At 61.4% G+C, this 24,643-nt stretch carries 14 protein-coding genes and 1 pseudogene; 6 read left to right on the top strand and 9 right to left on the bottom strand.

Translation table 11 applies throughout. The features are described from left to right. The 6 genes and pseudogenes from DID96_RS25515 to DID96_RS25540 all read left to right on the top strand — a co-directional run. Positions 1-117, top strand: a pseudogene (locus tag DID96_RS25515) (IS5/IS1182 family transposase); the annotation flags it as partial. Positions 118-521: 404 nt separating this feature from the next. Next, a complete protein-coding gene (locus DID96_RS25520) occupies positions 522-1,241 on the top strand; it encodes a hypothetical protein (RefSeq protein ID WP_124602035.1) in 720 nt (239 codons plus the stop codon). Positions 1,242-1,285: 44 nt separating this feature from the next. Continuing rightward, a complete protein-coding gene (locus tag DID96_RS25525) occupies positions 1,286-2,113 on the top strand; it encodes a hypothetical protein (RefSeq protein WP_124602036.1) in 828 nt (275 codons plus the stop codon). Next, positions 2,110-3,438, top strand: coding sequence for a hypothetical protein (locus tag DID96_RS25530; protein ID WP_124602037.1), 1,329 nt, complete (start codon positions 2,110-2,112; stop codon positions 3,436-3,438). The genes DID96_RS25525 and DID96_RS25530 overlap by 4 nt, the downstream gene beginning before the upstream one ends. Before the next feature lie 877 nt (positions 3,439-4,315). Next, a complete protein-coding gene (locus DID96_RS25535; RefSeq protein ID WP_260464008.1) occupies positions 4,316-4,810 on the top strand; it encodes a glycoside hydrolase family 108 protein in 495 nt (164 codons plus the stop codon). Next, positions 4,810-5,535: a hypothetical protein gene (locus DID96_RS25540; RefSeq protein ID WP_124602039.1), complete on the top strand. Its 726-nt coding sequence runs from the start codon at positions 4,810-4,812 to the stop codon at positions 5,533-5,535. The genes DID96_RS25535 and DID96_RS25540 overlap by 1 nt, the downstream gene beginning before the upstream one ends. An 8-nt stretch (positions 5,536-5,543) precedes the next feature. Here DID96_RS25540 and DID96_RS25545 read toward each other — a convergent pair whose 3' ends face one another. The 9 genes from DID96_RS25545 to DID96_RS25585 all read right to left on the bottom strand — a co-directional run bounded on the left by DID96_RS25545 (position 5,544) and on the right by DID96_RS25585 (position 24,620). Then, on the bottom strand, positions 5,544-6,869 hold the full coding sequence (locus DID96_RS25545; RefSeq protein WP_124602040.1) for an ATP-binding protein: 1,326 nt from the start codon (positions 6,867-6,869) through the stop codon (positions 5,544-5,546). Between the two features lie 35 nt (positions 6,870-6,904). Next, entirely contained in the window at positions 6,905-7,420 is a 516-nt protein-coding gene (locus DID96_RS25550) for a YbjN domain-containing protein (RefSeq protein WP_124602041.1), read from the bottom strand. 62 nt (positions 7,421-7,482) lie between these two features. Further along, the gene (locus tag DID96_RS25555; protein WP_124602042.1) at positions 7,483-10,917 is read right to left on the bottom strand and encodes a DUF4157 domain-containing protein; all 3,435 of its coding nucleotides are present in this window, start codon (positions 10,915-10,917) and stop codon (positions 7,483-7,485) included. A gap of 19 nt (positions 10,918-10,936) precedes the next feature. After that, on the bottom strand, positions 10,937-12,394 hold the full coding sequence (locus DID96_RS25560) for a contractile injection system tape measure protein (protein WP_221624609.1): 1,458 nt from the start codon (positions 12,392-12,394) through the stop codon (positions 10,937-10,939). Positions 12,395-12,425: 31 nt separating this feature from the next. Further along, positions 12,426-16,451 (bottom strand): PKD domain-containing protein, encoded by a 4,026-nt coding sequence (locus DID96_RS25565; protein WP_124602044.1) that lies wholly within the window; start codon positions 16,449-16,451, stop codon positions 12,426-12,428. 7 nt (positions 16,452-16,458) lie between these two features. Next, a complete protein-coding gene (locus DID96_RS25570) occupies positions 16,459-20,199 on the bottom strand; it encodes a hypothetical protein (RefSeq protein ID WP_124602045.1) in 3,741 nt (1,246 codons plus the stop codon). Further along, positions 20,196-23,879 carry a baseplate J/gp47 family protein gene (locus DID96_RS25575; RefSeq protein WP_124602046.1) on the bottom strand — a complete coding sequence of 1,228 codons (3,684 nt, stop codon included), beginning with the start codon at positions 23,877-23,879 and terminating at the stop codon, positions 20,196-20,198. Before DID96_RS25575 ends, DID96_RS25570 begins: the two co-directional genes overlap by 4 nt. Before the next feature lie 21 nt (positions 23,880-23,900). Beyond that, positions 23,901-24,344, bottom strand: coding sequence for a GPW/gp25 family protein (locus DID96_RS25580; protein ID WP_124602047.1), 444 nt, complete (start codon positions 24,342-24,344; stop codon positions 23,901-23,903). 3 nt (positions 24,345-24,347) lie between these two features. Next, the gene (locus DID96_RS25585; RefSeq protein WP_221624610.1) at positions 24,348-24,620 is read right to left on the bottom strand and encodes a PAAR domain-containing protein; all 273 of its coding nucleotides are present in this window, start codon (positions 24,618-24,620) and stop codon (positions 24,348-24,350) included. Positions 24,621-24,643 lie beyond the last annotated feature (23 nt).

Raw genomic sequence — 24,643 nt, forward strand, 5'->3', positions numbered from 1 at the left:
TTCCGTCGTCTTCGCATTCGCTTTGAACGTCGGGCCGACATTCACGAAGCATTTCTCAAACTCGGTTGCTGCCTCGTCTGCTGGAACATCTTCAGACGGACGGAGCAGCCTTTTTGAATCCGTCTCTTACGCCCCGAAAGCACTTGTCATGGTCTTGTCGGCGAATTTTCTCAAAGTCCGGTTGTGCGAATTTAGCGGACTAAACCTACGTTCGCGTAAAAGCCGGTCGATCCGGTACCGCGAGCCATCATTCGATGCGCTTTGCCAAACGAAGCGGAAGCACTACCATTTGTTCAATCGTGCAACGTGGTCCGCACGCTTGAAAGCTCGTTCGATGATTGGCACTCGGGATGCCATGTGCCGGTCGTTCCAGTGTGACGTTTTCGGTGAAATCAGGGCATTGACCGAATCATGACCATCGCGAATGTCGTGACACGGTGACGTGGCGCGAAGACGATCATCCGGGCCCGTTGGGCCGGTTATGGCTATGAAGCGAGTTCCCAACACGGGGAGACGGGAGCATGCCATCCGTGGAAGACCGCGTCGACCGGATTGAATCCGAACTCGAACGCCTGCAGCCGTCATTGATTCACCGGCTCGAGACACTCGAGGCAAACGCGCAGGCGAGGCCTACGTCCCGCCTGGCGCGGTTCCTCACATGGATGGGGCCTGCGCTTCCCTCTCTCTTCGGCAGCATTGTCTTGGCAGTACTCGGATATTTCATCAAGGATTCCGTGGACCTCGCCTTGCAACGGCAAACCGTCCAGCTCTCGTATGCGAAAGAAATGCAGGCACAACTGGATGTCATGGCTAAGGCGGACGCCGACGTCGATACAAGTGAGCGCGCAGCCGTGTTGCTCTCGTTATATGGCGAGCACGCGATTACGCCTTTGCTGTACGAGATGCGCTACGGAGGCAATCGCGCGTTGGGTGCTGAAGCCGGCTTGCGCGCACTCGCGCTCACCGATGCGCCCAGCGTGTGTCGCGTGCTTCCCAGTGTGATCGAGAGGCCGACGAAGCAATTCGGATGGGAGGTACATATGCGAGTGATACGCGTACTTGGGGCAGCCTACTGCACCAAGGCGGAGCCGCTGCTTGTCGAATACCGACGACTTGTGCTCGATGCGCGGCAAGGCAAGTCCGTGGCGTACTTCGACAGGATTGCCGATACGCCGAAGGATGACCAATTTCAGCAACTCTCCGACACGCTTGATCAGAACATCAAGATACTCTCTCGTTGAGCGAGGTAGCGATGCCTGTTTCTTCATTAATAAAAGGATGGGTCATGGCAACGGCCGTGACGGCTATCGCTGTCGCACACGCCAGAATCATCGACTGCAACGAATCGTCGCAGCACGGCCAGCCCACCCAGTACGTGGCGTTCCTGGACGAACCCGAATATACGCCTGCCGCCTTTGCCAGCCGCGACGAGATGCTGCGATTTCTCGCTCGATTGCAGTGGCAGCTTGATCAAGCTCGTGACGAGAAATGGATTCAGTCGTCGAATGCCGCAGTGCACTTCGCGAACTGCGTCAATCGAACGCCGGCATTCGACGGCCAGGATTTCAACGATCCTCGACTGGTCGAGTCGTTGTACAACCAGGGCGTGCTGATCGAGATCTGGGGACGGCTCGATGCGCAAAAACAGGGCGGGCGCAGCGTGAATCAACAGGCCTTGATCAATTTCCTGCTTGTCCCGTTGCGCTTTGCCACCAACACGGATGCCAGCCTCCCCACAGGTTTCCATCGGATCGCGTATCCCGAACGAAGCAGTTCGCCTACCAACGACTTCGTCCAGTTGATCGCGCGCAGCACGGACATCGATGCATTCATTGCAGTGTCACTCGGGATCAAGGCGATGCGCGAAAAGAACTACGAGAATGCGCATGCCAATTTGTGTCAAGCGAACCTGCTCTTGAAGCAGGTTGCCACGCGGCTTCCCAGGGGACAGGAACTGACGAGCATAGATGGCCTGCGATCGTTCGTGAACCTTACCGCAGGTCGCGCAGTCAGTGCGGCGCAGATGGATCCTGCGCATACGTCGCCTGGCTTGCTCCAACTCCAACTGTACGATGCCAAAGCGCCCTGCGCCGGCACGGGAGTGCGCCCGTGAAGCGACTATCGATGCGTGTTGCGGTCATGGCCGTTTTCCTTAGCTTCGCGTTCGCACTGAACTCACCGGCATGGGCAGTCGAGCAGCGCCCATGCGACTCGCCCGGCGTATTTGGCGGGGCCGCGGTCAATGTGCTGATCCTCCCGTATCGGGTGGCATTGAAGAGCGAGCATCCGGACGTGACTGCATCCGGCTCACGACTTGCCGCGCTGGTCCAATTCGAAGTGCTCTATTCAATACTCAAGTATGGGAGCATCGGCGTCACCACATTGGTGGCCAAGCCCGGGCGGGATTGCGACGTCGACGACGTCATCGCCAAAGTGACGCATGGCGACGGCCCCGAAATAGTTCGGCCCGGAAACGGTCTCGTGGTCATTTGGGGACGCATATACGAGGAAGGAGAGCAGATCTTCGTCCAGAGCTATGTCCGTTTCCTGCGTCGCGGCGCGACAGATATGATCAACGTCACGCTGCGAAGCAAGCAGGAGCCCCCCCTGCGCCTGAACGGTGCGTTGCCCGTTCAGGCTGTTGCAATGGCTCCGCGACAGGTCACACGCGCCGATCTGTCCGCTATCGAAAGTGCGTTCCGAAAGAATCTGGCTGTTCGCAAGAACCCGGACGATGCGGTCCCCGGCGAACCCATCCTCGTCGATCCACGCACGCCGTTTGCCTATCAGATCATAGGCACGCGATCCGATTGGGTGGAGATCAGCTCGAAGGTTGGTGGACAATCGGGTTGGATACGGGCCCGCAACCGCACCGCGGATTGGTCGCTGCAGCGATTCCTGCCGGAATTGGGATACTTCGACGCTGTTGTCGGCTATGTGCGCTTGCAAACGCCGGACGGTTCACACGGCCTCAATCATCAACTGGCGACCGACTGGATCAGCACCGGACTGTCCGAGTATGAACGTGCGGTTGGCGTCGACGGCGCGCCACGTGCGTTCGCGCTTGCACGCGCGTTGAAGGGATTTCTACTTTGGGCGCAATCAACGTCGCCAGCGCCAACGGCGCCTCAAAAGCGCGCAGCCGCACTCTTTCGGGAAGCTGCGGAACTGGCCCCCGACTTCGGCGGCGCCCGCAACCTTGCGGCTATTACCGCGCCGGTCGACAGTCAGTTTCGAATCGACGAGTCGGCAACGATCAAGGCGCTCGCCGACGACTTGCTCGAGGCGATTGCCGTCGAACCTAATAACACGATGACGTTGAGAAATCTGGAAGCGGTGTACGACTTCGCGTCCGCTGATCCAACGATGAATCCGTATTCGGCTGCAGAAATCGAGAGGCGCCTCACCATCGTGCGCGCGACGCTTGAGCAAAGATAAGCCTGATCGCAATCTCGCAAGCATGGCTTTCTGCTGGCCAGCGACAGCAAGGTTGGCTCAAGCGAGTCTCGCGCCTTGAGTCGCTCGATTCGCAATGGTCCATGTGGGAAACGCAAATCTTGAAGTTCGCCGAAGTAGTTCATACGATTATCTTGCCCGGACTTTTAGGGTTCAACCACGACGTGAGATGACCATCGCAATCGGAAAGTAGCCCGCATCTGACGCGGGCAAAATTTTCTGCGATCGGAAATCGACCTGGAAAGAGAACGAAGTCGCCGCATCCGATCTGGCGCAGCGCAACGGTGCGAACACGCGCCGATACGCCTTTGTCGCATGCAAGTGCCGACTTGTAAACGTCGAAACCTTGCACAAGAAGCCGCGTAGGCGCCGCGCGAATTCAGACGATCTAGTCCTCGAAGCGGCGAACATTGCGCAACCTCCAGTGTATTGCATCGACCGCTCTCACCGTCGACAAACACGGCGGAATACCTGCGCGGGACGCGCTCGGAAAGATTATCGCCGAGACTGTTCCTGCGAGGTTCGCCGCAACCGCTACAGCGATTCGTACACAAACGCCGCGATTCAGGTAAATCCCGGGTGGTTTTCCCTACTACAGAAATAGGTTGTCGACCCATTCATTCTTCCATTGTTCGTCTAGATAATTCAATGGCGTAAAGAGGGCAAAGCGCTTTCTCGTGAGTCGTCACCGTTGCCGCGAGGGCGGCACCCCTCTGGAGCTCGAAAGTTCGAGAGGGGCGAGGGGCGGTCGCGGGTTGATAGCGTAGCTCCAAAGCAGTTGCTGTTCTATGTTGCGGTTTCGTACACAGGTTGTCGCCGCTGCATGCGACTTGACATCATTGTCGTGAAGGAGATGACCATGAGCTTCGGTGTAGCATTTAGCCGACTGATCGGTAACGAGGGAGGCTACTCGTTTAATCCCAATGATCCTGGGGGCGAAACGATGTGGGGTGTTACCGCGAGGGTGGCACGCGCCGATGGGTATTCGGGGCCGATGCAGTTGCTACCTAAGGAAAGGGCTTACCGCATCGCTAAGTCAAAGTACTGGGATCCGCTTAAACTAGACGAGGTCGATGCGTATAGTTCGCAGGTGGCATTTCAAATTCTCGACGCGAATTTTAATGGAGGACTTGTTGTACTGTGGATACAAAAATCATGTAACGGACCGATCGAAATAGACGGGAAATACGGGGACCAGACGTTGAAGGCGATCATAAATACCGACCCTCACGTGTTCATTTTGCGTTTCCTCGCGTATCGATTGAAGTACCTCAAGGACCTTCACGCATGGCCGACTTTCGGACGCGGATGGGTCGATCGAGTAGCCAACAATCTCCTGCTGGGAGCAGCGTAATGGACTGGACGAAAGTTGCCGCTCTGATAAAGGATGATGCACCTTTACTTTCCGGATTGTTGGGAGGATCAGTTGGCCTTGCCGTAACCACTGCAGCGAAGCTGATTTCTCACGCCTTGAGTGTACCGGGCGACCCAGATTCGGTATTGACAGCGCTCGGCCAGGTCGGGGGAATGCAAAAAGTCAAAGATACGGAATCCAGTCACGGACCCATGCTCGAACAACTGACGCTGTCCGCGGCGCAATCGCAAATGCAACAAGAACTTGAGCTGGCAGGCATTGCCGCCGCTGATCGGGAGGCGGCGCGGCAAGCGCAAATCGGGTTGAAGGATTGGGTGCCGAAAGCGTTGGCAGTTGGTGTTTCTCTCGCATTTTTTCTAACGATTGCTGCACTCCTTATTCCTGGAATCTCGAACGGATCCAAAGATAATCAAATGCTCAACGTGGTCGTCGGCGCGTTAGGAACAGCATGGATTACGATCATCGGTTTCTATTTTGGCACATCGGCTGGCTCTGCACGGAAAACCGAGCTACTGGCTTCTAGCGCGCAAATTCAGAGAGATCGTGGCGTAGCAGCTCGAGGTGAAACGAAACAGACATCGGAGGGACAGAATGCCTCTCTTTTGACTACTGGATCAGCTGAATCATCAACCGATAACATAACGCACTCGTTGTCAAGCGTCGCTCCCGGCGGCCAAGGTCAAATATACGACGGAGCATCGTAGCACACGACCTACATCACCTTTCCTTCCTTGACGTACTCGCGCTTGATCGCGGTTTCCAGGCTTTTCAGATCCACTTGCAGCGACTGGTTTGCCAGCGCGTCGATCGCGCAGAAGTGCGCGACGTTGAGAATGCCGGCGCCGGTCAACTCGTGCCGGGCGGCGACATGATGCCAGTCGACATCGTCGGCGATCGCGATCTGCGGGGGGAACGTCTTGCGCCAGATCTCGTAGCGCTCCTCCGGACGCGGCATCGGAAACGGGATGATCGCCTGCAGCCGGCGCACGAATGCGTCATCGATATTCCCACGCTGGTTGGATGCGAGGATCACCAGCCCGTTGTAGCTCTCGATCCGCTGAAGCAGATACGCGACTTCCTGATTCGCGTATTTGTCGTGCGCGTCGCGGATGTCCGTGCGCTTGGAGAACAGGGCCTCGGCCTCGTCGAAGAACAGGATCCAGTTCTTGTTCTCCGCCTTGTCGAACAGCCTCGAGAGATTCTTCTCCGTCTCACCGATATATTTGGAGATGACCCGCGACAGGTCGACGCGAAATACGTCCTTGCCGGTCTGCTTGCCGAGCAGCATCGCGGTGAGCGTCTTGCCGGTGCCGGGCGGGCCGTAGAACAGCGCGCGGTAGCCTGGCTTGATCCGCTTTCTCATGCCCCATTCGTTGAGCAGCGTATCGTTGTGCTTGATCCAGTTCTCGATCTCGCAGATCTGGTTCCGCGTCGCAGGATTGAGCACGAGATCGTCCCAGTCCATCGATGTCTCGATGTATTCGGCGGGAAAGTCGAGGCTGAAAGCCGGGCGGCCGACTTTGCCGGTGACGATTTCCTCGATGATTTCCGGGTTGATGATCAGGCGGCCGCTCATAATGGGTTCGCCTTCGCGGACAGGCTCCAGCCACGATATGCGTTTGCGGGCGAACCAGTGATCGCTTGACAGGATGCGCTGGACTTCAAAGCGCCGCTCGAGATCCTCGCCGGCCAGGATGAATTGCGCTGTTTCGCCAGTCGGCAGAATGCTGCGATGATTGGCGCCCCTGACGCCACCGAACTCCGGAAAATCGCCACCATCGGGCAGGTACGCGGAGATGATCTTATCGAATAGAACAGGCTGTACATGCGGCACAAGTGCTAGCATCAACACCGCAAATTCCATCGCCGACGGTGATTGCTGTGCGATAAAGCGCGGCAACCAGGACTCGTCATCACAGTAACCAAGCGCCCCTGTCTCAACGCGATCCGCCTTCTCGAAATGCACCTTCAAACGGCCAGAAACTATACGTTCAAGCCACTCCAGGACCAGATCGAGATTGCCGGCGTTGGAACTCATATTGTCGAAAACTCTCCGTGCATGCGCGTCAGCATTCAACGTGCCTCTGGAGCCCCATTGCCCTCGGAGCTGTTCTCATATGTCATCGCTTCGATCGCGCTGCTACCAGCGAGCGCTGCAGCAATGACAGGCCGATAGCGAGCCCCGAGATTGAGCACTCGCCCGCTCAGATCGGTCAGTATTTCCTTCAAATTCCCGGCCCCGACAGGGGCGGTGTCACGGAAAACAAGTGCGCAATCGGAGAAGCTGTATTCCGCACATCCGAAAATCAGACCATCGTTGATGCGGGCACAGAGTTCGAAGATGATGGCCTCGCGATTTGCGGGGATCCTCTCGCGTCCGACCAAAAGGCAACGGACGAGGGCCCGCTTTGTATCGTAGATCCAAATGATTTGCTCGAAGAACGGATCGTGCCCCAAAGAGACCAGTCCGACCGACTCGTCGTCGCGATTGAAAGCGTGTAGACGCCAACCCAGCGACGTTACCAACTCGTCCAAAGTGGCGATAACGCTTTCAGGATCAGGGGCAGTTGCTTCGTCGATGGACCTCATTTTCCTCATCTTCGCTGTTGTCCGTGCCAAGGGCCTACTGTGCCAACAGGATAGCCGCTTGCCTACGTAGGGGTTAGGTCTTTTGTAACATTCGACGTCCCACGGCGCCTGGATTGTCGCTCGATCGTAATGGAGAAATATTCATCCTCAACCTTGAAGCCCCATTTGTCGGCATATTCCTGCTGTTGCTTACTCGGATCGTCATCAGACCCAGCCCAACCGGTGTCATATTTCTTGCCTAGGCTGCGATTGACTGACGCATCCCCGAGAAAGAGATTGGACAAGTCATTGTTGGCCGCCTGCAAGTACTGGCGCGCGGCGACGACGATACCCGGCTTACCCTTGACCGGTTCTGGCGGCGCAAAATTCTTTCCGTCCACTGTCTTACCCCTCAACTCCTTGGCCGCTTCGCTCACTGTCATCTTACCGAGGACTTTATCCGTGTTTGCAATGGTGTCACTGATGGACACCTTGTGGCGAATATCAATTTTGGCGGACTTGTAATCTCCGGATGTACTCTCTATCTTGTTCCAGATCGGATCCTTCAGGAAGTGATCCAAGGTCGGTTGCTCCCAGCCCAACATGCTCCTCTTCACACCGAGTGAACCGATTGGTTTGCCCTTCTTGCCTTTCAGGTGGTGGCCAGGAGTATTGGGACTGGCCGCAGCCTCGAAATGGAATAGCTCTTCGCTCTCTGTTTCGGACTCGACTACCAGTTCCAGCGCCGTCAACCGATAGCGCGATTTGATAGCGCCAAGCTTGCCGTATATCCTGTCTTCATCGAAATCGTCTGGTGAAGGCACCAGTGCCTCGGCCTCCGCCAACGCAGATTTCTTGTCTGTCTCCCTTTGCTCATCCGTCCTGTCATCCGGCTTGCCGTTCTTCGAGAACAAGCTCGCAAACAACGCCTTCGCCTTCCCCACCACCCAATTAACCGCCGCCCCGATCGCCGCATCGACCTTGGCCCGCACCTTCTGCACCACCTCCATGATCTTGTCGGTGACCTTGCTCAGCCCCAGAAACCCGGCGAGGAAGCTGATAGCGAGCGACAGCAGCCCTGCCAACACGCTCTCCACGCGCTTGGCCGCGCCGCCGATGTTGCCTGCCGCGATAGCGACAATCGAATCGATGAACGCACTCACCACCTGGAAGATCTTGGTGAGCTTCTGCACGAACACCATGATGGTGTCGTAGATCGAGATGATCGCCGGGATAAACCCGGCGCCGGGGATGAACATCCCGATCAGCTTCGGGATCGCCTTCTTCACGATCGTATCGGTGACGAACGAGATGATGCCGCTGACCACCTGGTCCTTGAGATCGGCGAGCTTTTCCTTGATCAGGTCCCAGACCGCCGCGACGCCGCCCCTCACCAGCGCCATCACGACATCGAACGCGGTTTCGAGCCCCTGCATGATCCGCTCGCCGTTCGGCCCGAGCGCGGCGACGATCTTGCCGCGGATCTGCTGCCACGTGATGCCCAGCACGCTGAGCGCAAACTTGCCGAGTTCGATCAGCGTCATCGCCTTCGGGATATAGACGCCCTGCAGCGAGCCTGTGAGCCATTCGATGAGCCCCCCCTTCAGGTGCGTGCCGAAATTCGCGGCGAAATTTGTGAACCCGAGTTTGGCGGCCGCGACCAGGTTGTGGAGGAACGGCATCGGGTTCTTCAGGATGCTATTGATCGCACCACCGGTACGCTGGATGTAGCCCATCAGGCCCGGCTTGACGACATCGAAGATGATCTTGAGCAATTCCCAGATCGTCGTCAGGCCCCAGCGGATGAAATCGCCGGCGATGTCGACGAACGCGCCAACGATCTTGCCGAACGCGCCGACCACCGTGACGACATCCATGAAGGTCAACGATTTGATCGTATCGATGATCTTCTTCGGGATCGCCTGCATAATGCTCTTCAATCCGCCCGCCGCGTTCTGAAACCATGCAAACGCGCGCGCAATCGCATTGCCCTTTTTGATGTTCTGCCAGATCTCCTCTTCGCCGATCAGCTTCATGAAGCCGCCAAGCAGGTTGTCGGCAGTGGGCGGCGCCGGCTCGCCTGAAATCGGATCCGCGCCCAGCAATACGCACAGCAGGTCGTAACCGCGCGTGCCCTGAGCCAGCACGGCGAGCGGCTTGAGGATCGCGTCCTTCACTATCTTGAGCAGTTCGAGCGCGGTGGAGATGGCGAAGTTCTTCAGCCGCTCGATCGGGTCGGTAAAGATGCGCTTCGCGCGCTCCCACACGCCGTCCAGGTCGAAGATGTCCTTCCAGCTCAGCGAATCCAGGAAGCTCTTGAGCGCCGTCGAGAGCTCGCTGCCGATATCTCCCAGCTCGCTGAGCTTTGCCTCGACCCAGGCCGCAGCCTTGTTGATGATGCCGTGGTTGTCTAGCGCCCGCGTGATGAAGGAGCCGCCGGGCATCAACTCGATCAGTGCGCGCAGGATGTTGGCCGCAGTGCGGTCGGCCGAACGCATGCTGATCGGATTGAAGCCGAGGATCAGCGTCAACAGCCGGAAGCCCGGGATCGCATATGCCCATTCTGCGAACTTGTCCAGCGCATCCTGCTTTCCCAGGCACTGCACTGTCGACGGCGATGCGGTGGTCGAGATCTGCGGTGCCCGTTGCACCGAGTGGCCCTGCTGGATGGTATGCGTCAGCTCGTGCGCCAGCAGGTGCTTGCCGTCGCTCGTGCCGGGCTGGTACTCGCCACGCGAAAAGAAAATGTGATTCCGGTACGTAAATGCCCGAGCACCCAGCTGATTGCTGAGTTTCCCGGCTTCGGCGTCGTGATGCACGCGCACGTTCGCAAAGTCTGCATCGAAGCGGGGTTCCATGTAGCCGCGCACGTCGGCCGCGAGCGGCTCGCCGCCGGTCATCCTGCCGTGAATGCCCGACTGGACGTTGCTCGTGACGGACGGCGTGCCGCCGCCGGGTGCGGCGTCGCGCTGGAGTTCGTTTGCATCGGCCTTCTGCAGCTTGTCGTCGGCTGCGCGCAGGATTTTCTCTTCATCGCGATGCGGACCATCCATCTTCCGGACCCGCGGCGCCTCGACCTTCTGGAGCTTGCCTTCGCCCGCCGCGGCACGCAGGATCTTTTCCTCCTCCCGACGCTGGATCTTCGGCTCTTCGGCCGGCGCCTTCCGAATCTTGTCGTCGGGCGACGCAGCGCGAAAGATCTTCTCCTCTTCCCGGCGCCGGATCTTTGGCTCTTCGGCCGGCGCTTTCCGAATCTTGTCGTCCGGCTGACGCTGCAGTTTTTCCGCTCCGCCCGCGACAGACGGCGTGGCCATGCGCATGACTTTGTCGGCGGTGTGGTCGGCCTCCTGCTCGAATTTGTCACCGGGCTGGCCGACCGTCATCTTGGTCTGCACACGCGGGAAGAAGTCACCGCCGCCTGCACGCGAAAAGAATTGTCGTCCGGGCGCCTGCGCTTGCGCGCGTGTCGCCGAGGTCGTGGTCGAGGTCTTTTCCGCTGTTGCGTTCGTGGCACCCATGCGATGTCCTCCCGGATCGTCAGATCCGCCACTCCACCCAAAGGAATCGCGTCATCCACGGCAGCAGGATCGTGCCGATGCCCCACGGCAACTGGTCGAGCAGCACGTCGAACGACTGCGGCTCCACCTGCAGGAGATCGTCATCGCCACGCATGGACAATTTGCCTGGCCGCGTCAGAAACGTACCGCGCAGCGCATCGGGCGACGTGTCGCTCAGCGCCCCCCAGTGGCCAATGACGGCCTTCAGCATCTGTTCGGCTTCGGTCGTCTCGGCCTCGGTCAGTTCGACGGGCGCGTCGGCCAATGCATCGGGCGGCAGGCCGCACATGAGTTTGGGCAGGACGAGCGCATGCTCGGGCGCGCGCGTCGCGCCGGTCGCCAGGAAATGCAGTAACGCGAGCGCGCGATCCGGCGCGAGCAACTTGTCGCCGGCGGCAACGCCGATCCGTTCGAACAAGGTCGGGAGAAACGGATGGAGCAGCACCACGCCCGCGCAGTCGATGAAGACACCTTCGTCGAGATCGATCGGTCTGGCAGACATCTCTAGCGCGCCGGGCATCGCAGCTGCACGGGGCGCCACGTGTCGACCGCCATCCGCGTTCTCTGCGGGCCGCGCAACCTCGCTCGAGGCCACCGGCCCCGCCGAACCGGTCAGCGTCGTCGCGCCCGGCCGCAGCGCGCGCTCGCCGGGTGATGCCGCATCGGGTGATGCTGCACGCGTCCATTCATCGACAAGGCGCTCGACCGTGACAGGCTGCCGCGAAGCCAGCACGGCAAAGACCGCCTGCCACTGCCGATCGATCGACGAACGCGACGGGTCATGCGAAGGTTCCTCGACGGCTTCTCGCAAATCGACATGCGCACGAAAATCCCTGACGGCCTGGGCCACCGGAAACGGCTGGCTCGCCAGCAACTCCTCGATGAGCTGCGTCGAGAACTGGCGCACCAGTCGCAGCCTTGCCACCGGCGCGCCGATCAGATCGATCAGCGCCGGCGATAGCGCGGCGGGCGGCCCGGTCTCCCGCCAGGACTCGATCAGCACCTGCTCGAACGTCTGTCCCGCAGGCAGATGAAACCACCAGGGCAACGCGCCGGTCGCGAGGAAATCCAGCAATGCTTCATGTATCGATTGACCGTCTGTCCGCCGCTGCATCGCGCGCCCGGTTTCCGACGCGAATCCGACCGGCCAGGTCGAGCGCTCGTTGATTTGCTTCTCGACCGCCGTTGCGACTGCGGCAACGAAGTCGCTCTCCAGGGTTTCGAGCGTGAAACATCCGACATCCACGTCGAGCCGCTCGAAGCTCCAATGCTCGTCGCTCGGCACGACGCGCGAGAATGCCGCGTCCAATGCCGGTGTGAGCCAGTCCCGGCAGAGCTCCGCGACCGCGTGCTGAAGCGCGAAGCCGTCCGCTTCGGTGCCCGTGACGACAAGTTCGACGATCTCGCGGCGAATGATGTGTTGCCGGATGCTGTTCACGCCGTGCCTCGCATGTGTGGTCGGTCACGCGCTACCGGGGGGAACGGATCACCTGCACCAACACCGACTTCCCGGCTGAACAGCCCATCGCGTCGAACGCCGTAATGGTCACGGGCCTGTTTTTGCCGTCCTCGACGAACCTGGTCTTGAACGTCGAGCCGGTACCCATGGCCGGCGTGCCATCCGGTGCGTCCCATACGAAGCTCAGATCACGGGACTCATCTGAAACGACTACGGTGAATTCGACCGCGTCATTCGTCATCGCGCTTGCGGGCCCTTGGATCACTACGCTGGGCCGCGGTGCCGGACACAGCGGCGCAGGCTGCGTACCGCTGCACTTGTCGGTCCTGGTGCCGTCCAAAGGCGGAATGGAGATGACAGTTTCGCCAATCTGAATCGACGTGCCCTTGGACGTGTATGTGACATTCAGACCAGTCTTTCCACTCGACCTCACATAGTCCCCTTCGAGCCGGAGCTCAAAGTTCAGACATTCGAAATATTCGATCGACAGCAGACCCGACGTGCCCGGCGACACTGGCTTGTAGCCGAGCGTCAGCCACTGCCCCTTGCCTGCCTCGACGAGCTCCGGCTTACTCGCGACGAGCTTGTTGATCTGCGCCATACACTCGTTCACCAGGTTCAGGAAGTCGCCACCCGGCAAACGCCCCAGAGTGGACTTGAGAATGTTTGTCACCGCGTCGGCGTCGAGTGGGACCGAGTGGCCCTGCACCTGCGCGGATTCAACAGTGAACGCCGAGCACCCCAGGCTGACGCTGGTGTATGGATTATTGGGATCCGGGTCCGGGATGAAGAACCTGAAGTTGCGGTTGAGCGCGATGCCGTTGCAAGGCAGCGTGCACGGCGGAGGGCAGACGTAACTGAACTGCGCCGTGGCAGTGCAGCCGTGGTTGTCCGTCACCGTAACCGAAACCGTCGTCCCGCTCGGCGTCGGATCGGTGACGACCTCGCGCACTTCCTTGCCGTTGACTTCGTACGGCGGCGCACCACCGCTGATGGATGCAGTCGCCACGTACTTTCCGTCTTTGCAGACATAGGAGGCCCGCTCGCTGATGGCGAGCCGCTGCGCGACGGTCACGGTCTGCACTGGCGTTTCCGCGCCGTCGGCGTCCCGCAGCCGGATGCCGTGGTTGCCTGGGCCGAGATGCAGCGATCCACTCAGCGCCTGATAGGCGCCGCCGTCGACCGCAACCTCGTAAGGCGGCACCCCGCCCTTAGCCTGGATCGAAACCTCCGCGCTGCCGTCCGCGCCCGTGCAGCCGACCGTGGTCGTGAAGGTCGGCGGTACCTTCGGCAGCACGTACTGGATGCCCGGCGTACCCGACACCTGGTACGGCAGGAAAAAGTCGGCGATCACCGTGCCATCGGTCAGTCCGCCAACCGCCTCGCCAATCATTCCGGTAACGGGATCGCCCTCGACGATGCGCCCGCCCCCCGGGCTGCCGGGGACCGAAGTGTGGCCACGCAGCCAGTCGATGATCAGGCTGAGATCCTTGTTTGTGGCAAGCGAGCGATCGGCACTGATTTTGTCGATCGCGTTGGCCAGCAAGGTCGGATCGACAACGTCGGTCACGCCATGGCGCGGCGCGATGCCGGGCACCGCGCGGGTCGCGGCAAACACCCGCAGGGATTCGTGCAGCAACGCACCAGGATCGAACCCGACACCTTCAGTCGGTCGCGGGCGCACCGGTTCGCCGTGATAGACCACGATGAACGTGCCGCCCAGCGGCACGCCGGCCTTGTGCTGGATGCCGGGCTCCCGCTGCAGAAAATTCGACAGACACTGCAAGCGCTTCAGTTCGGCAACCCGCGCGGCGTAGCTGTCTTGCGCCGCCTTGATGGCGTCGAGCCTGCTGTCCAGCAGGATACTTTCGCAGAGGTCGAGAAAAGCTTCGTCGGGCGCGGGGCCCCCGACCTCTCGCGGAACGACGCTGGTGATGGACGACCGGAAAAAGCGGATCAGCGCCAGCATGTCCTGATACTTGTGCTCGAAATCCGCATAGTTCAGCGCGCCCAGCGTCGGGGGCAGACTCTCGGCGAGCTTGCTGAAATAGTAGATCGCGGCGACATGCGGATTAGCCTCTCCGTTTGGGCGCTGTGTCCCACTGAACAATTCGGAGTAGATGTACGTCATTCGGCCCTGTTCGACCGGGTCCACGCCGATGTTGAGATAGCGCAGCTGCTCGAACCGCTGCAGGTAGTGCTCGTACCACGAGCCGAGCGAGTTCGCCAAAAATCGGAAGTGCGGCGCATACTCCTGAAGAAGCCTGAGCTCAGGCGTGCCCGCGTCGAGTGGCGGCCCCCCCTCCATCTTGATAGTCCGCTCGTAGAGCTGTCTGACGCCCTCGCTGAGCGCCGACATCAGATCGCTGCGCAGCACCGCATAAAGCGACTCAAGATCCTGAAAACGTGCGGCCTCGTTGCTCATGTCGATCGGCTGACGCTCGTCGTACGCGCCGGTGCGTAGCGCGATGATGTCGATCGGCAGACGGTACAGCAAGCGCATCAGCAGCAGCGTCCGCATGACCCGCTGATAATCCTTGCCGAGATGTCCCTCGATTCGCAGGAAGTTGTAGGGCTCGAGGTCGTAGTACAATGGTCTGGCGACGAAGTCCGGCACCGGGCCGGCATACTGATCCGAGTGATAGCCGAGATTGCAGTTGGCGCGGTTGCGTCTCGTCTTCGTCGGGCTCCAGAGCTGATATAGCGGCGGCGAGCCGGTCTGCACGTAGTAGTACGGTATCGCCTTGTCTTCCAGTTTCCTGTCGCCACAATCCTGTACGCTGGGAGTGATGCGGATCTGAGGATCGACGCTGAACCTCGGGTCCATTACCGAATCGACGATCAACCCGGGTTCCGTCGGGGGTATCTCAGGCGAGGGTAACTGAGGCGCGTTGGTGAAGCGCGCCGCCATCTCCACCAGCCGCGCGAAAAGCTGCAAGACTTCCTCGGTCTTGCGGGCACAGTCCCCGATCGCCGGCGAAGGCACGAATCCCTGGCGGCGGTTATCTGGCTTGCCCGCCGCAGGATTCAGCAGCCCCAGCACCAGATGGCGCGGAAACAGCCGGTCATCCGGACAGCATGCGCAGTTCAGCTCGAGCCCTGCCCAGCGAAACTCGTCGTAAGCGCGCAGCAGATCGTCGAAGAAATCCGCGTAGTACTGCAGGAACCTGACCTGCTCGGCGTTGATCGGCGCGCTGTCGAGGAAGCCGTAGGTCGCGATGAAATTCGCAAACGGATCGGACGGGTAGCGGGCCGCGAGCAGCGGCCGGAATGCCGCGTAGGCCTTGCCCAGTGCATCTCCGGTCACGTGCACGAGCCGTCCGGTGCGCATCATGCCGAGGAAAGCTGCATACACGTCGTTCGACGTCACCGGATGGGTGTTGGGCACGTCGAACCGGCGCAGCCGCAGATCCGGCAAGTCCAGCCTGGCCGACAACGCCGCATCGAGATCGCCGGTGGTGATCCAGCTGCCCAACGCGTTGGCCGCGGCAACGATCTTGTCGAGATCGCTCTGCGCGATCAGCAGGCGGCGCACGGTTGCGGTGACCTGTGAGCCCTTGTCGTCGCAATTGTTCGGGCTGCAGTTGCGTAGCTGCGCCTTTTTCAGCTCGAGAAACAGCAGAACCGCCTTGTCGTCGAGGAATTTCGCCGGCGTGGCGAGCGGCGTGGTATTCGGCACGCCGTCCTCGAACAGCTCCCACAGCAGATACTGCTTCGATCCGTTCCTGAAAGGCGGATAGTCGATGTCGGCCGGCAGCGTGTAGTCGCGATAGGCGGTCAGCGACAGGTCGTGCGGCTCGACGATCAGATAGCCCTCCGAGGTCACGCCGCAGCCCCTCGACAGCGCGATCACGCTGCCCAAGCGCTTGATCTCCAGGCCGCAAACGATGCCGACGCCCACCAGATGGGACCGTGTCTGGCGCCCATGCTCGTCGTGATAGTCGAAGACATCGTTCAGCAGCCCGGCCATCAGGACTTGATTCGCCTCGAAGACCGGAAAGTGATCAAGCAAGCTTGCCATGGTGATCCCCAGCATCAAGAAATCATAGGGTTGTGCGCCGCGGGTAGTTGCCTATAGCGGTACTGTCGAGCCGCACCGGATTCAGATCGCTGGTTTGATCGCAATCGTGCAGCGTCGCGCCCGGATAGGTATTGCGCAGGCCGGCCAGCAGCGTGACGACGACCCGCAGCCAGTAGGACGGTTTGACGTATGCGTCATAGCGTTCCTTCAACAGCGCGGCGACTTTCTGCTGCGTGTCGGCCGCGAAGGTCATCCCCGGGCACAGCGAGACGACGTGCACTGGACGCTCACCCAGGTCTTCGACGCGTGTGCCGGCCACGACTTTGCTCTGCAACCATGCGTGGAAATGCTCGCCGTAGTTCGTCACGATGGTGCGCGCGCATGCGCAGAGCTGAGCCGCCGTGACCGATGCGGTCTGCACATTGGCCGCCAGAATCGTCTCGACGCGCTCGACCAGACGCTCGTCGGTCCAGTCGATCGCCGCATTCGCAGCCAGCCACTCGCACCACGCCCACTCGAAGCGCTCGAACTGCCAGCCATGCCGCACGATGTCGACGAAATGCGCCGACACCAGCGCACGCACCTTGTCCCATAGCGCGGCGTCGAATACCGTCGTGCAGGCGCCTGCCGCAGGCATCGGCACCGCCTGGAACAGCTTGTCGATCAGTGCCGGGAGCGCGTCCGCATGCAGGAAAGCGAATTTCTTGTCGGCATACCAGGCGCTGAATGCATCGCTGAACGCGTGATAGATCGCCAGCGCGCAGACACAGGCGTCGTCGGGCGACGGCGGTTCGTTGCCAGCCGTCTTGCCGTCGGCGATCAGCAGCGTCGCGAGCCGGTCGACGACGTCATCGCACGGATTCTCGATAAAGCCGTCATTGCCGACCCAGCATGTCTTGGCAAGCAGGTGCGACGGCGTCTCCTGCTGGATCGTGCGCTCGGCGTAGCGGCGCAGGTCGAGATTGTCCGCGTACAGCGTGGTCCAGCCGGGCATCACGTACGTCAGCCGGAACGAGTACGGATCCTCGTCGCCGCAGGTCGCACAGCCGCCATCGCAACAGGCCGGGAACAGCGCATCGCCGATGAACCTGGGCCGCAGCAGCAGATGTTCGACTACGATCATTCGCTCGTTGGCGCTCCACGCGAGCAGCGTGTCGCGCATCGACGCCGCATCGTCAAGCGTCGGGAATGCCTGCGGGCCGCGGCCGATCTCCGTTCCGGCGGCATCCTTCAGGGACAACGTGAATCCACCGCCGCCAGCCGCGATGGCATAGGCGTCGGGCAGAATCATGCGCGCGAGCAGCAGCCGGTAAGCGGCCTGCGTGGCGTCCGTCTTGCTCCCGGCCGCCACCGTCACCGAGCCAGCCAGCCACGGATTGCCAATGCCGTCGACAAGACCGTAATCAACCGGATACTTCCCCGCGCCCGGCACCCGCGGCGTCCAGACGAACGCCACATCGGGATCGCCCAGCAGCAGGCCGATGCGCTGCTTGATGCCGGGTTCATTGCCCTGAGCACAGGGTTCCACCTGGTAGTTGAACGCCCTGCCGCGAGCGCGGCTGATGGCCGGATAGTGCCTGAGGAACGCGAGCTTGGTGTCGATCAGGCGCGGCTGCGCCACCGCCTCCCCCGCGGCATTGGTGAGCAGCAACGCGTATTCGTTGAATTGTTCGCCGAACCGTGCCAGCAAGTGGTCGAGGAACCGATTGCGCCGCGCGTGGAACTCGGCCGGCGTCTCGGTCAGCGCCTCGACCTTGCGCAGCCATGCGGCGAGCTTGGCGGCGTCGTCGATGTCCTTGACGATGTCTTCAAGGCCCTTGATGTCGGTATCGTCGAACGCCTTGATGAAGTATGTCCGTGCGACACGGGAATCGAGCGAAAAGAGGTCGGCCGTGTGCGCGAGCTGCGCGAGCGCGTTGCCGAGCAATTGCTCGAACATCATCAGATAGGCCTTGAGGTTCCTGGCCTGTGAACGACGTTCGGCCGACGCGTTGGACGGCAATCCCGCCGGCCCGATGCCATAGGCCAGCGGAAAGCTGTACTGTACGGGGCAATACTCATCGGGATTCCGGTAGCGGCCGCGCGGCACCGGCAGATCGTTCGGCGGACCCGCATGCTTCGGCCGCTCGGCTTCGCCGCGCAGCTGGTTCAGCGTATCCATCGCCTCATCCATCCTCGGCAGGAACGCAAGGCCGCTCTTGTAGAACAGAAACCGCGATTGGTTCAGGTACAGGCGCGGCTGATGCCTGGCGCGAATCGACAGCAGCCAGGCAGCGCCGATCCTGCCCGGGTCGTATACGGGCTGCCCATTCACCCAGGTCGGATCGGCGGCGCCCGCGACGGGGTTGCCCTCCGCATCGTATTTGGTCATGCGCAGCTGATTGACCGCAACCACGCCATCGATGCCCATCAGGCGATGGATGACGTCGGCGCCGCGCAGCATGGCCTTCAGCGCAGCCGTGTCGAGGTCGCCGTCCTCGATGAAACCGTGGTCGAGTGGCGGGCCGTTGAAGATATCCTCCACCGCCGTGCCGTTGCCCAGCAGCTCCTCCAGCGTCCTGAACGGAATCTGCGGGCTCATGTACTGTTCGAGTTCAAACCAGATGGCTGCCTGGACGCGATCGATATCGGCGTCGAGTCTGACTTCGATGTCGGCACAGACGGCAACGTCCTCGATACCGACGCCTGTCACGAGGCAATAGTCTTCATCCAGCTTGCGCGACGCCTGCAGCACTTTCTTTGCACTCTTGATCGCGGCAAGGGTCGCCTTCGCCTTCCGACGGTAGCGCGCGATGAAGCCGCCGGCGCCGGTATCGGTGAAGAGCGTCTTCCAGCCTGCCGCGCTCACCGCGTGTCGCACGGCATTGTCCGCGATGACGCGCAACGCGGCGTTCGCGATCTCGATCGTCTCGCCGGACGCAAGCAGCGTGATCCGGAAGCTCAGATAGAACACGTTGTTCCACTCGCTCCGCAGATACTCGTCCTGCTGCTGCGCTGTGGCGAGATCGAAGACGTTGTACGTCCTGGTCGCCCCGAGACGCAGCAGTTCGATCTTGTACGCGCCGGCATCGGCAAAGACGGCGTCGCGCTCGAGGAAGCGCTGCCACGCACCGCGATCGAGCAGTGCGATATCCGGAAAGCGCAGCTCCATCACGATCGGGTGTGCGCCGTTGCTGTCGTGATGAACCGTCTGGTAGACGATCATCCGATCGTTCAGGTCACCGAGCTCGGGATCGTCGCCGAGCTCGAGCAACGTCTCGTACAGTCCGAGCGCCCACACCTCTCGCGCCGGTTGCGGCGTATCGGCCGGCTTCGGGTATTGCAGTACGAGCTGGCCGCTCCTATCGCAGAACGCCCAGTAGCTCGCTTCGCAGGCGCACGCCTTGCAAATGAGCCACGCGTTGCGCACACCCGGCTGATCGATCAGCACCCGCCGGAAATCGTTCGTGGTGGTCGGACTGACCGTGAGGATCTCGCGCGCCGTGAAAAACGCCTGATCCGGATAAGGCTGCCCGGGATTGGCCGACGGCGTCTTCGGCATCAGGATGTCGTCGATGCGCCAGCCGATCCTGTAGCCGAGATCCGTGATTGCGTAGCAAAGCGCCTCCAGGATCGTCACGCCCGGGTCGCTAACGTTGTAATCCGTCCAGTGATCGCTGCCGGCTTGCTGGATGAACCCGATGCCTTCGCGCCTGAGCAGGTAGAAATCCTGGGACGGATCGAGCACCGGGTTCTGGTCCAGGGGGGGAAGGATCGCGCTCATGGTCCGCACCCGCATGTTTCAGCCAGCGCCGAATCCGGAGCGGCTCCGATAGGAGAAATCCCGTGCCTGCCGGCGGATACCAGCACCGACACTGCACGCGATCCGGCGATCTCGTCCAGGTCCACGGTGCCGGCCGGCTGACACGGGATGTCCCGGAACAACTGGAAATCCGTCACATAGTCCACATAGGGCTGCCCTTCGACGAACTGGATCAGCGTCGACTTGTAGATCTTGCCGCCGAACGACGGCACACCGATGCCGTCGAAGGCCCACGGCGACAGGAAGCGCGTGATCGCCTGCTGCAGTTGCGTCGTGTAGTAAGCCTGATCGTATCCGTCGCGCAATTTCAGCTTGAACTCGGCGCGCACCGATTCGAACTGCGGATTCTTGACGTGCAATTGCGCGAAGCAGCCGCAGCGCCGCTGAAGGAAGGACTGGATCTCGTTGAGCAGGCGCAGGCTCGTATACGGCTTGAGCGGATCGCGATGCTGCTGCGAAGTCAGGCTCGCCAGCGCGACGATCGTCACGTGCCCGGGCGCGAGCTCGCGATAGATACCGCCGCTGCATGGGCCCGTACTGTCGCTGTCGGCAGGCTCGTAACACGTGTGATTGAGACACTTGACCTTGTAGATCTGCGGGAACGCATCGAGAATCAGGCGTTCGTAATCCCACAGATCGATCGCGCGATCCTTGTGCCGCAGGCGCTCGCTGACACGCTGATAGAACGCTTGCGGCCGCTCCGCGCCGCGACCGCCAAACGACGGATATGGCTGGGTGATGCTCTTGATCGCGGACGCCGGCGTGGCAAGTTGGGTAATCGTCCCCGCCGGCAACGGCGTCGCGGAAAAATCCGGAGCATTGCCCTGATCGGAAAACACCGCCTCCAACGCCTGGGCCGCGACGCACTGCAGCCGGCAAACCGCATCGCTCGCCTCGCTCACCGCGGCACGGATCCAGAACCAGCCGGATGGCAGCAGCCGGTTGTCGCTCGTCGCGTCGGACGGCACGGCAAAGGTGACGATGCCCGAGTTGAGCAGTGCCTCGGTCGCATCCGCGACACCATTCTCGGGGAAGTCGACCCACTGGTCGTGCGCGAGATAGTTCCAGTCGATATGCTGCGCCGGCTTCTGCGCGAGCGGGTTGGCCGTTCCATCCACGACCTGGAACAGCAACGACAGATTCTGCGGCGGCACGAGCCCCGCAATGCCGATGTAGCACTCGGCTTCGCTCGTGAACATCGCGCCGCCGCGGCTAAACCGGAACTGCGGCAGCAGCGGAACTGCGCTGCCACCGCTCAGATACGGATGCTGCTCGGCGGTGCCGAAGGGCGCCAGATGGAAGAACCGTCCGATACGGCTCTTGAATGCGGCCTCCGACGCAGTATCCAGCGCGAGCGTCGTGGTGGCCGCGTAACCCGCGGTGAGCGCGGCGGCGACGGGCCCCTGGGGCGGCTTGCCGGGGTAGCCTGCTGAATCGGGATCCTTTCGCAAATAGGCGATGAGGTCCGTTTGATAATTATCCTGACCGATGTCGTTATCGAGCTTGAGCCTGACATAGCCGTGGCGTGACTGTGTCCCAAAGGCTTCGGCAGGCCCGAAGTCGGGCGCGTCCAGCACCGTATCGTCAACATGGCCATCCACCAGGAAGGTCGTGGTGTCTCCAGACGTCGGCGCAATCGAGATCGATGTGCCCGACGGAAACCATGTCCCCGCGCCGAGAAAATCGATGCCGGCATTCGGCATGCCATGGGCAGACGCATAGACCGCCGGCGGCACCAGCCACTTCAGGTCGAACTCCATCCGCGCAAGCTGCTTCTGGAATATCTCCTTCGAGCCGACAACGAGGCTGCTCCCGGCGACCGGCGATGCGCCAAACGGCTGGAACGGCTTCGACAGATCAACCGGCCCGAAATCGTTGGCCACCGCAAGCGTCCTCACGCCGCTCACGTGGACATCCAGCCTGATCTTCGCAACCGTCATATCCTGCAGGCGCGGATACGCATAGTGGCGGGCTTCGTCCTGCGACAGCGTCACCAGCAGCAGCGGCAGATCGGTGTCGAAGTTGTAGCCGTGCACCGTGGCCGAATAGGGCACGACGGCATCGTCAGCGCCGCTCAGCTCGACGGTGAGTTCAAGCGCTTGGATGCCGACGCGCACAAATGCCGCGGGCCGCTTCGCGAGCCATCCTTTCGCCGTCGTCAACAGGCAAGTGACGTCTGCCGTGAATTTATCGCCGGAGGCAGTCGGAATGACGGCGCCGGTCGTCAGCGTCACGACGAACACGCGGGTACCCTCCGCCGCCAGCAGATGGTGCGACGCGATCGCGAATCCCACCTGTGCCGGCGGCATCCGGATCGCCGACAGCGCGCCGTCGACGTAGACCTTGTTGAAGAACGGCTGCCACGACCGGTCGACCGAAGTCAGCGGCGCACCCTGCCCGTCGTCGGAATTTGCGACCGGCGACGCGAAGAGACGGTCCCGGTCCTGCAATCTGTCGGCCACGGGCTCGCGGCCGTGGCGGTACACGGTCTTCAACGCCGCGACGGTCGCCTTGTTGGCGACGAGATCGGCGCGGTTGGCGAAGAACGCGGCCTTGCCCGTCGCATCCTTGCCGGCCCTGAACAACTGGCCAGGCGCGAAATCGTAGCGATCCGCCTGCCTGGCGAGTTCGGCGAGAAGATGCACGCCTCCTGGCTGCGCGGGCTTCGGCTTGAGGCCGAGAACCGTCCCGTAATGGAAGTCCAGATGCCGTTGCGCCAGCGTGTTCCCGGCCGTCCGGGCGTGCGTCAGCAACCGCAGGAAAGCAACGTAGAGCGCGTAATGTGGCGGATGCCCGGAGGAATGGCTCAGCGTATCGTCGAGTCCGGCCTGCGCGTCGTTGACGACGCGCATGAACACCTTCAGGAACGCGTCGAAGACTGAGCGGAACAACGGGTGCGTCGCGCAGTGATTGATGCGGCCGAACGGGTCCGGCAGCGCCCCGCCACCCTGGCCGTAGACCGACGTGTCCGCAACGATGCCGGCAACATAGTCGGCCCAGGTCTTGCCACGACTCCAATTCCCCGACAGTCCCGTACTCAGCACCTTGGCGAACGAGTCTGCCGTGCGGCGCAGAATCTGCATGGCCGGCACCGGCGCGACATCGTTCACGACACCGAGCGCCGCGGCACCCTTGTAATATGCGATGAAGCGCTCGAATGCGGATGCGAGCTGCGTGTCGATCAGGTTGCTCAACACACCCTTGAGCGCAACCGAATCCGGCAGGTGTTGTCCGAGATCGTCCAGCGCGCCGGCCAGCGCGCCGATGGCGGCGAACAGGTAACCGAGATGATCCTCGAGTGCCGGCGGACCTCCGGCATTGCGCAGGTCGTTCAGAAAATCGAACCAGGACCGGATGCGCACCTTGTAGGCGTTGACATCCTCGACCGACGCGATCGCCAGTGGCACCGCGACATCCGTGCCGAAAAACGCTGCCCAATCGTCGCCCTTATCCTTATTGTTCGCATCGTATCGCTTGAGCAGGTGCGCATAGCCCTGTGCGAACACGATGTCGTCGGCCACTGTGCGTGCATCGACCGGCACGGATACGGGCGCAAGCGCCGCCGACACGCGGTCGTCCTGGCTCGTGCCTTCGCGCACCAGTTTCAGCGGATCAGTATTCTGTGAGCAATCGTCGGCCATGTCTGACGTGTGTGTCGTGGTCTAGGTGTTGTCCGGCAGCAGGTTGATCGTCGTGGTCAGGTTGATGTCGGTGCCCTCCTGGAGGTAGTACGGATAGACGAAATTGAACCGCGAGTTGGTCGATCTGACCGTATAGACCACCTGAATGAGCAGCACGCCCTCGAGCGCCCTACTGTCGTCGAGCACCACGCTTTCCACCGCCACGCGCGGCTCGTAGTATAGGATCGCGGATTCCACCTTGTCGGCAACCAGGGTCTTGAGCCGTGTGTCGAGTGTCTCGAACAGCAATTCGCTCAGGTTGCAGCCGTAGAGCGGCTGCATCACGCGCTCGCCGGGCATTGTGCTGAGCAGGATCTGCAGGCTCGAAGCCACGTCGACCTCATCCTCGAGCATCGTCACGCCCGGCACCGGTCCGTTGAAGTCGGGTGGAAACGACCAGCCGCGACCGAGAAAATCCTGGTTCATCGGTCAGCCCCCGATCAGCACGGTGGGCGCGCCGACGGACACCACCGTCCCGCCCCCGCCGGTGGGATCCCCGATGCGGGCGGCAGGTAGCCCGCCGATCAGCACCGTCGTCGAGCCCATCACGATCGCATCCGCGCCGCAGCTATCTCCGACCCGTGCAGCGGGCAACCCGGCGATCAGAACGGTGGGTTCTCCCGGTGGAATGATGGGTGTGGGCACGCCGTTGGTCGCCGTGCTGACAATCATGTCGGATACCCTTGCCGCAAAAGACATCATGCCTCCCGACTGTCGATCGTTGC

Source organism: Burkholderia sp. Bp8963, assembly GCF_003854275.1.
Taxonomy (GTDB): Bacteria; Pseudomonadota; Gammaproteobacteria; order Burkholderiales; family Burkholderiaceae; genus Burkholderia.

Bases quoted from the DNA above. Each gene is read 5' to 3' on its own strand.
- DID96_RS25570 (WP_124602045.1), bottom strand. From the start codon at position 20,199: ATGAGCGCGATCCTTCCCCCCCTGGACCAGAACCCGGTGCTCGATCCG.
- DID96_RS25525 (WP_124602036.1), top strand. From the start codon at position 1,286: ATGGCAACGGCCGTGACGGCTATCGCTGTCGCACACGCCAGAATCATC.
- DID96_RS25580 (WP_124602047.1), bottom strand. From the start codon at position 24,344: ATGAACCAGGATTTTCTCGGTCGCGGCTGGTCGTTTCCACCCGACTTC.
- DID96_RS25520 (WP_124602035.1), top strand. From the start codon at position 522: ATGCCATCCGTGGAAGACCGCGTCGACCGGATTGAATCCGAACTCGAA.
- DID96_RS25550 (WP_124602041.1), bottom strand. From the start codon at position 7,420: ATGAGGTCCATCGACGAAGCAACTGCCCCTGATCCTGAAAGCGTTATC.
- DID96_RS25575 (WP_124602046.1), bottom strand. From the start codon at position 23,879: ATGGCCGACGATTGCTCACAGAATACTGATCCGCTGAAACTGGTGCGC.
- DID96_RS25545 (WP_124602040.1), bottom strand. From the start codon at position 6,869: ATGAGTTCCAACGCCGGCAATCTCGATCTGGTCCTGGAGTGGCTTGAA.
- DID96_RS25535 (WP_260464008.1), top strand. From the start codon at position 4,316: ATGAGCTTCGGTGTAGCATTTAGCCGACTGATCGGTAACGAGGGAGGC.
- DID96_RS25565 (WP_124602044.1), bottom strand. From the start codon at position 16,451: ATGCTGGGGATCACCATGGCAAGCTTGCTTGATCACTTTCCGGTCTTC.
- DID96_RS25540 (WP_124602039.1), top strand. From the start codon at position 4,810: ATGGACTGGACGAAAGTTGCCGCTCTGATAAAGGATGATGCACCTTTA.
- DID96_RS25555 (WP_124602042.1), bottom strand. From the start codon at position 10,917: ATGGGTGCCACGAACGCAACAGCGGAAAAGACCTCGACCACGACCTCG.
- DID96_RS25585 (WP_221624610.1), bottom strand. From the start codon at position 24,620: ATGATGTCTTTTGCGGCAAGGGTATCCGACATGATTGTCAGCACGGCG.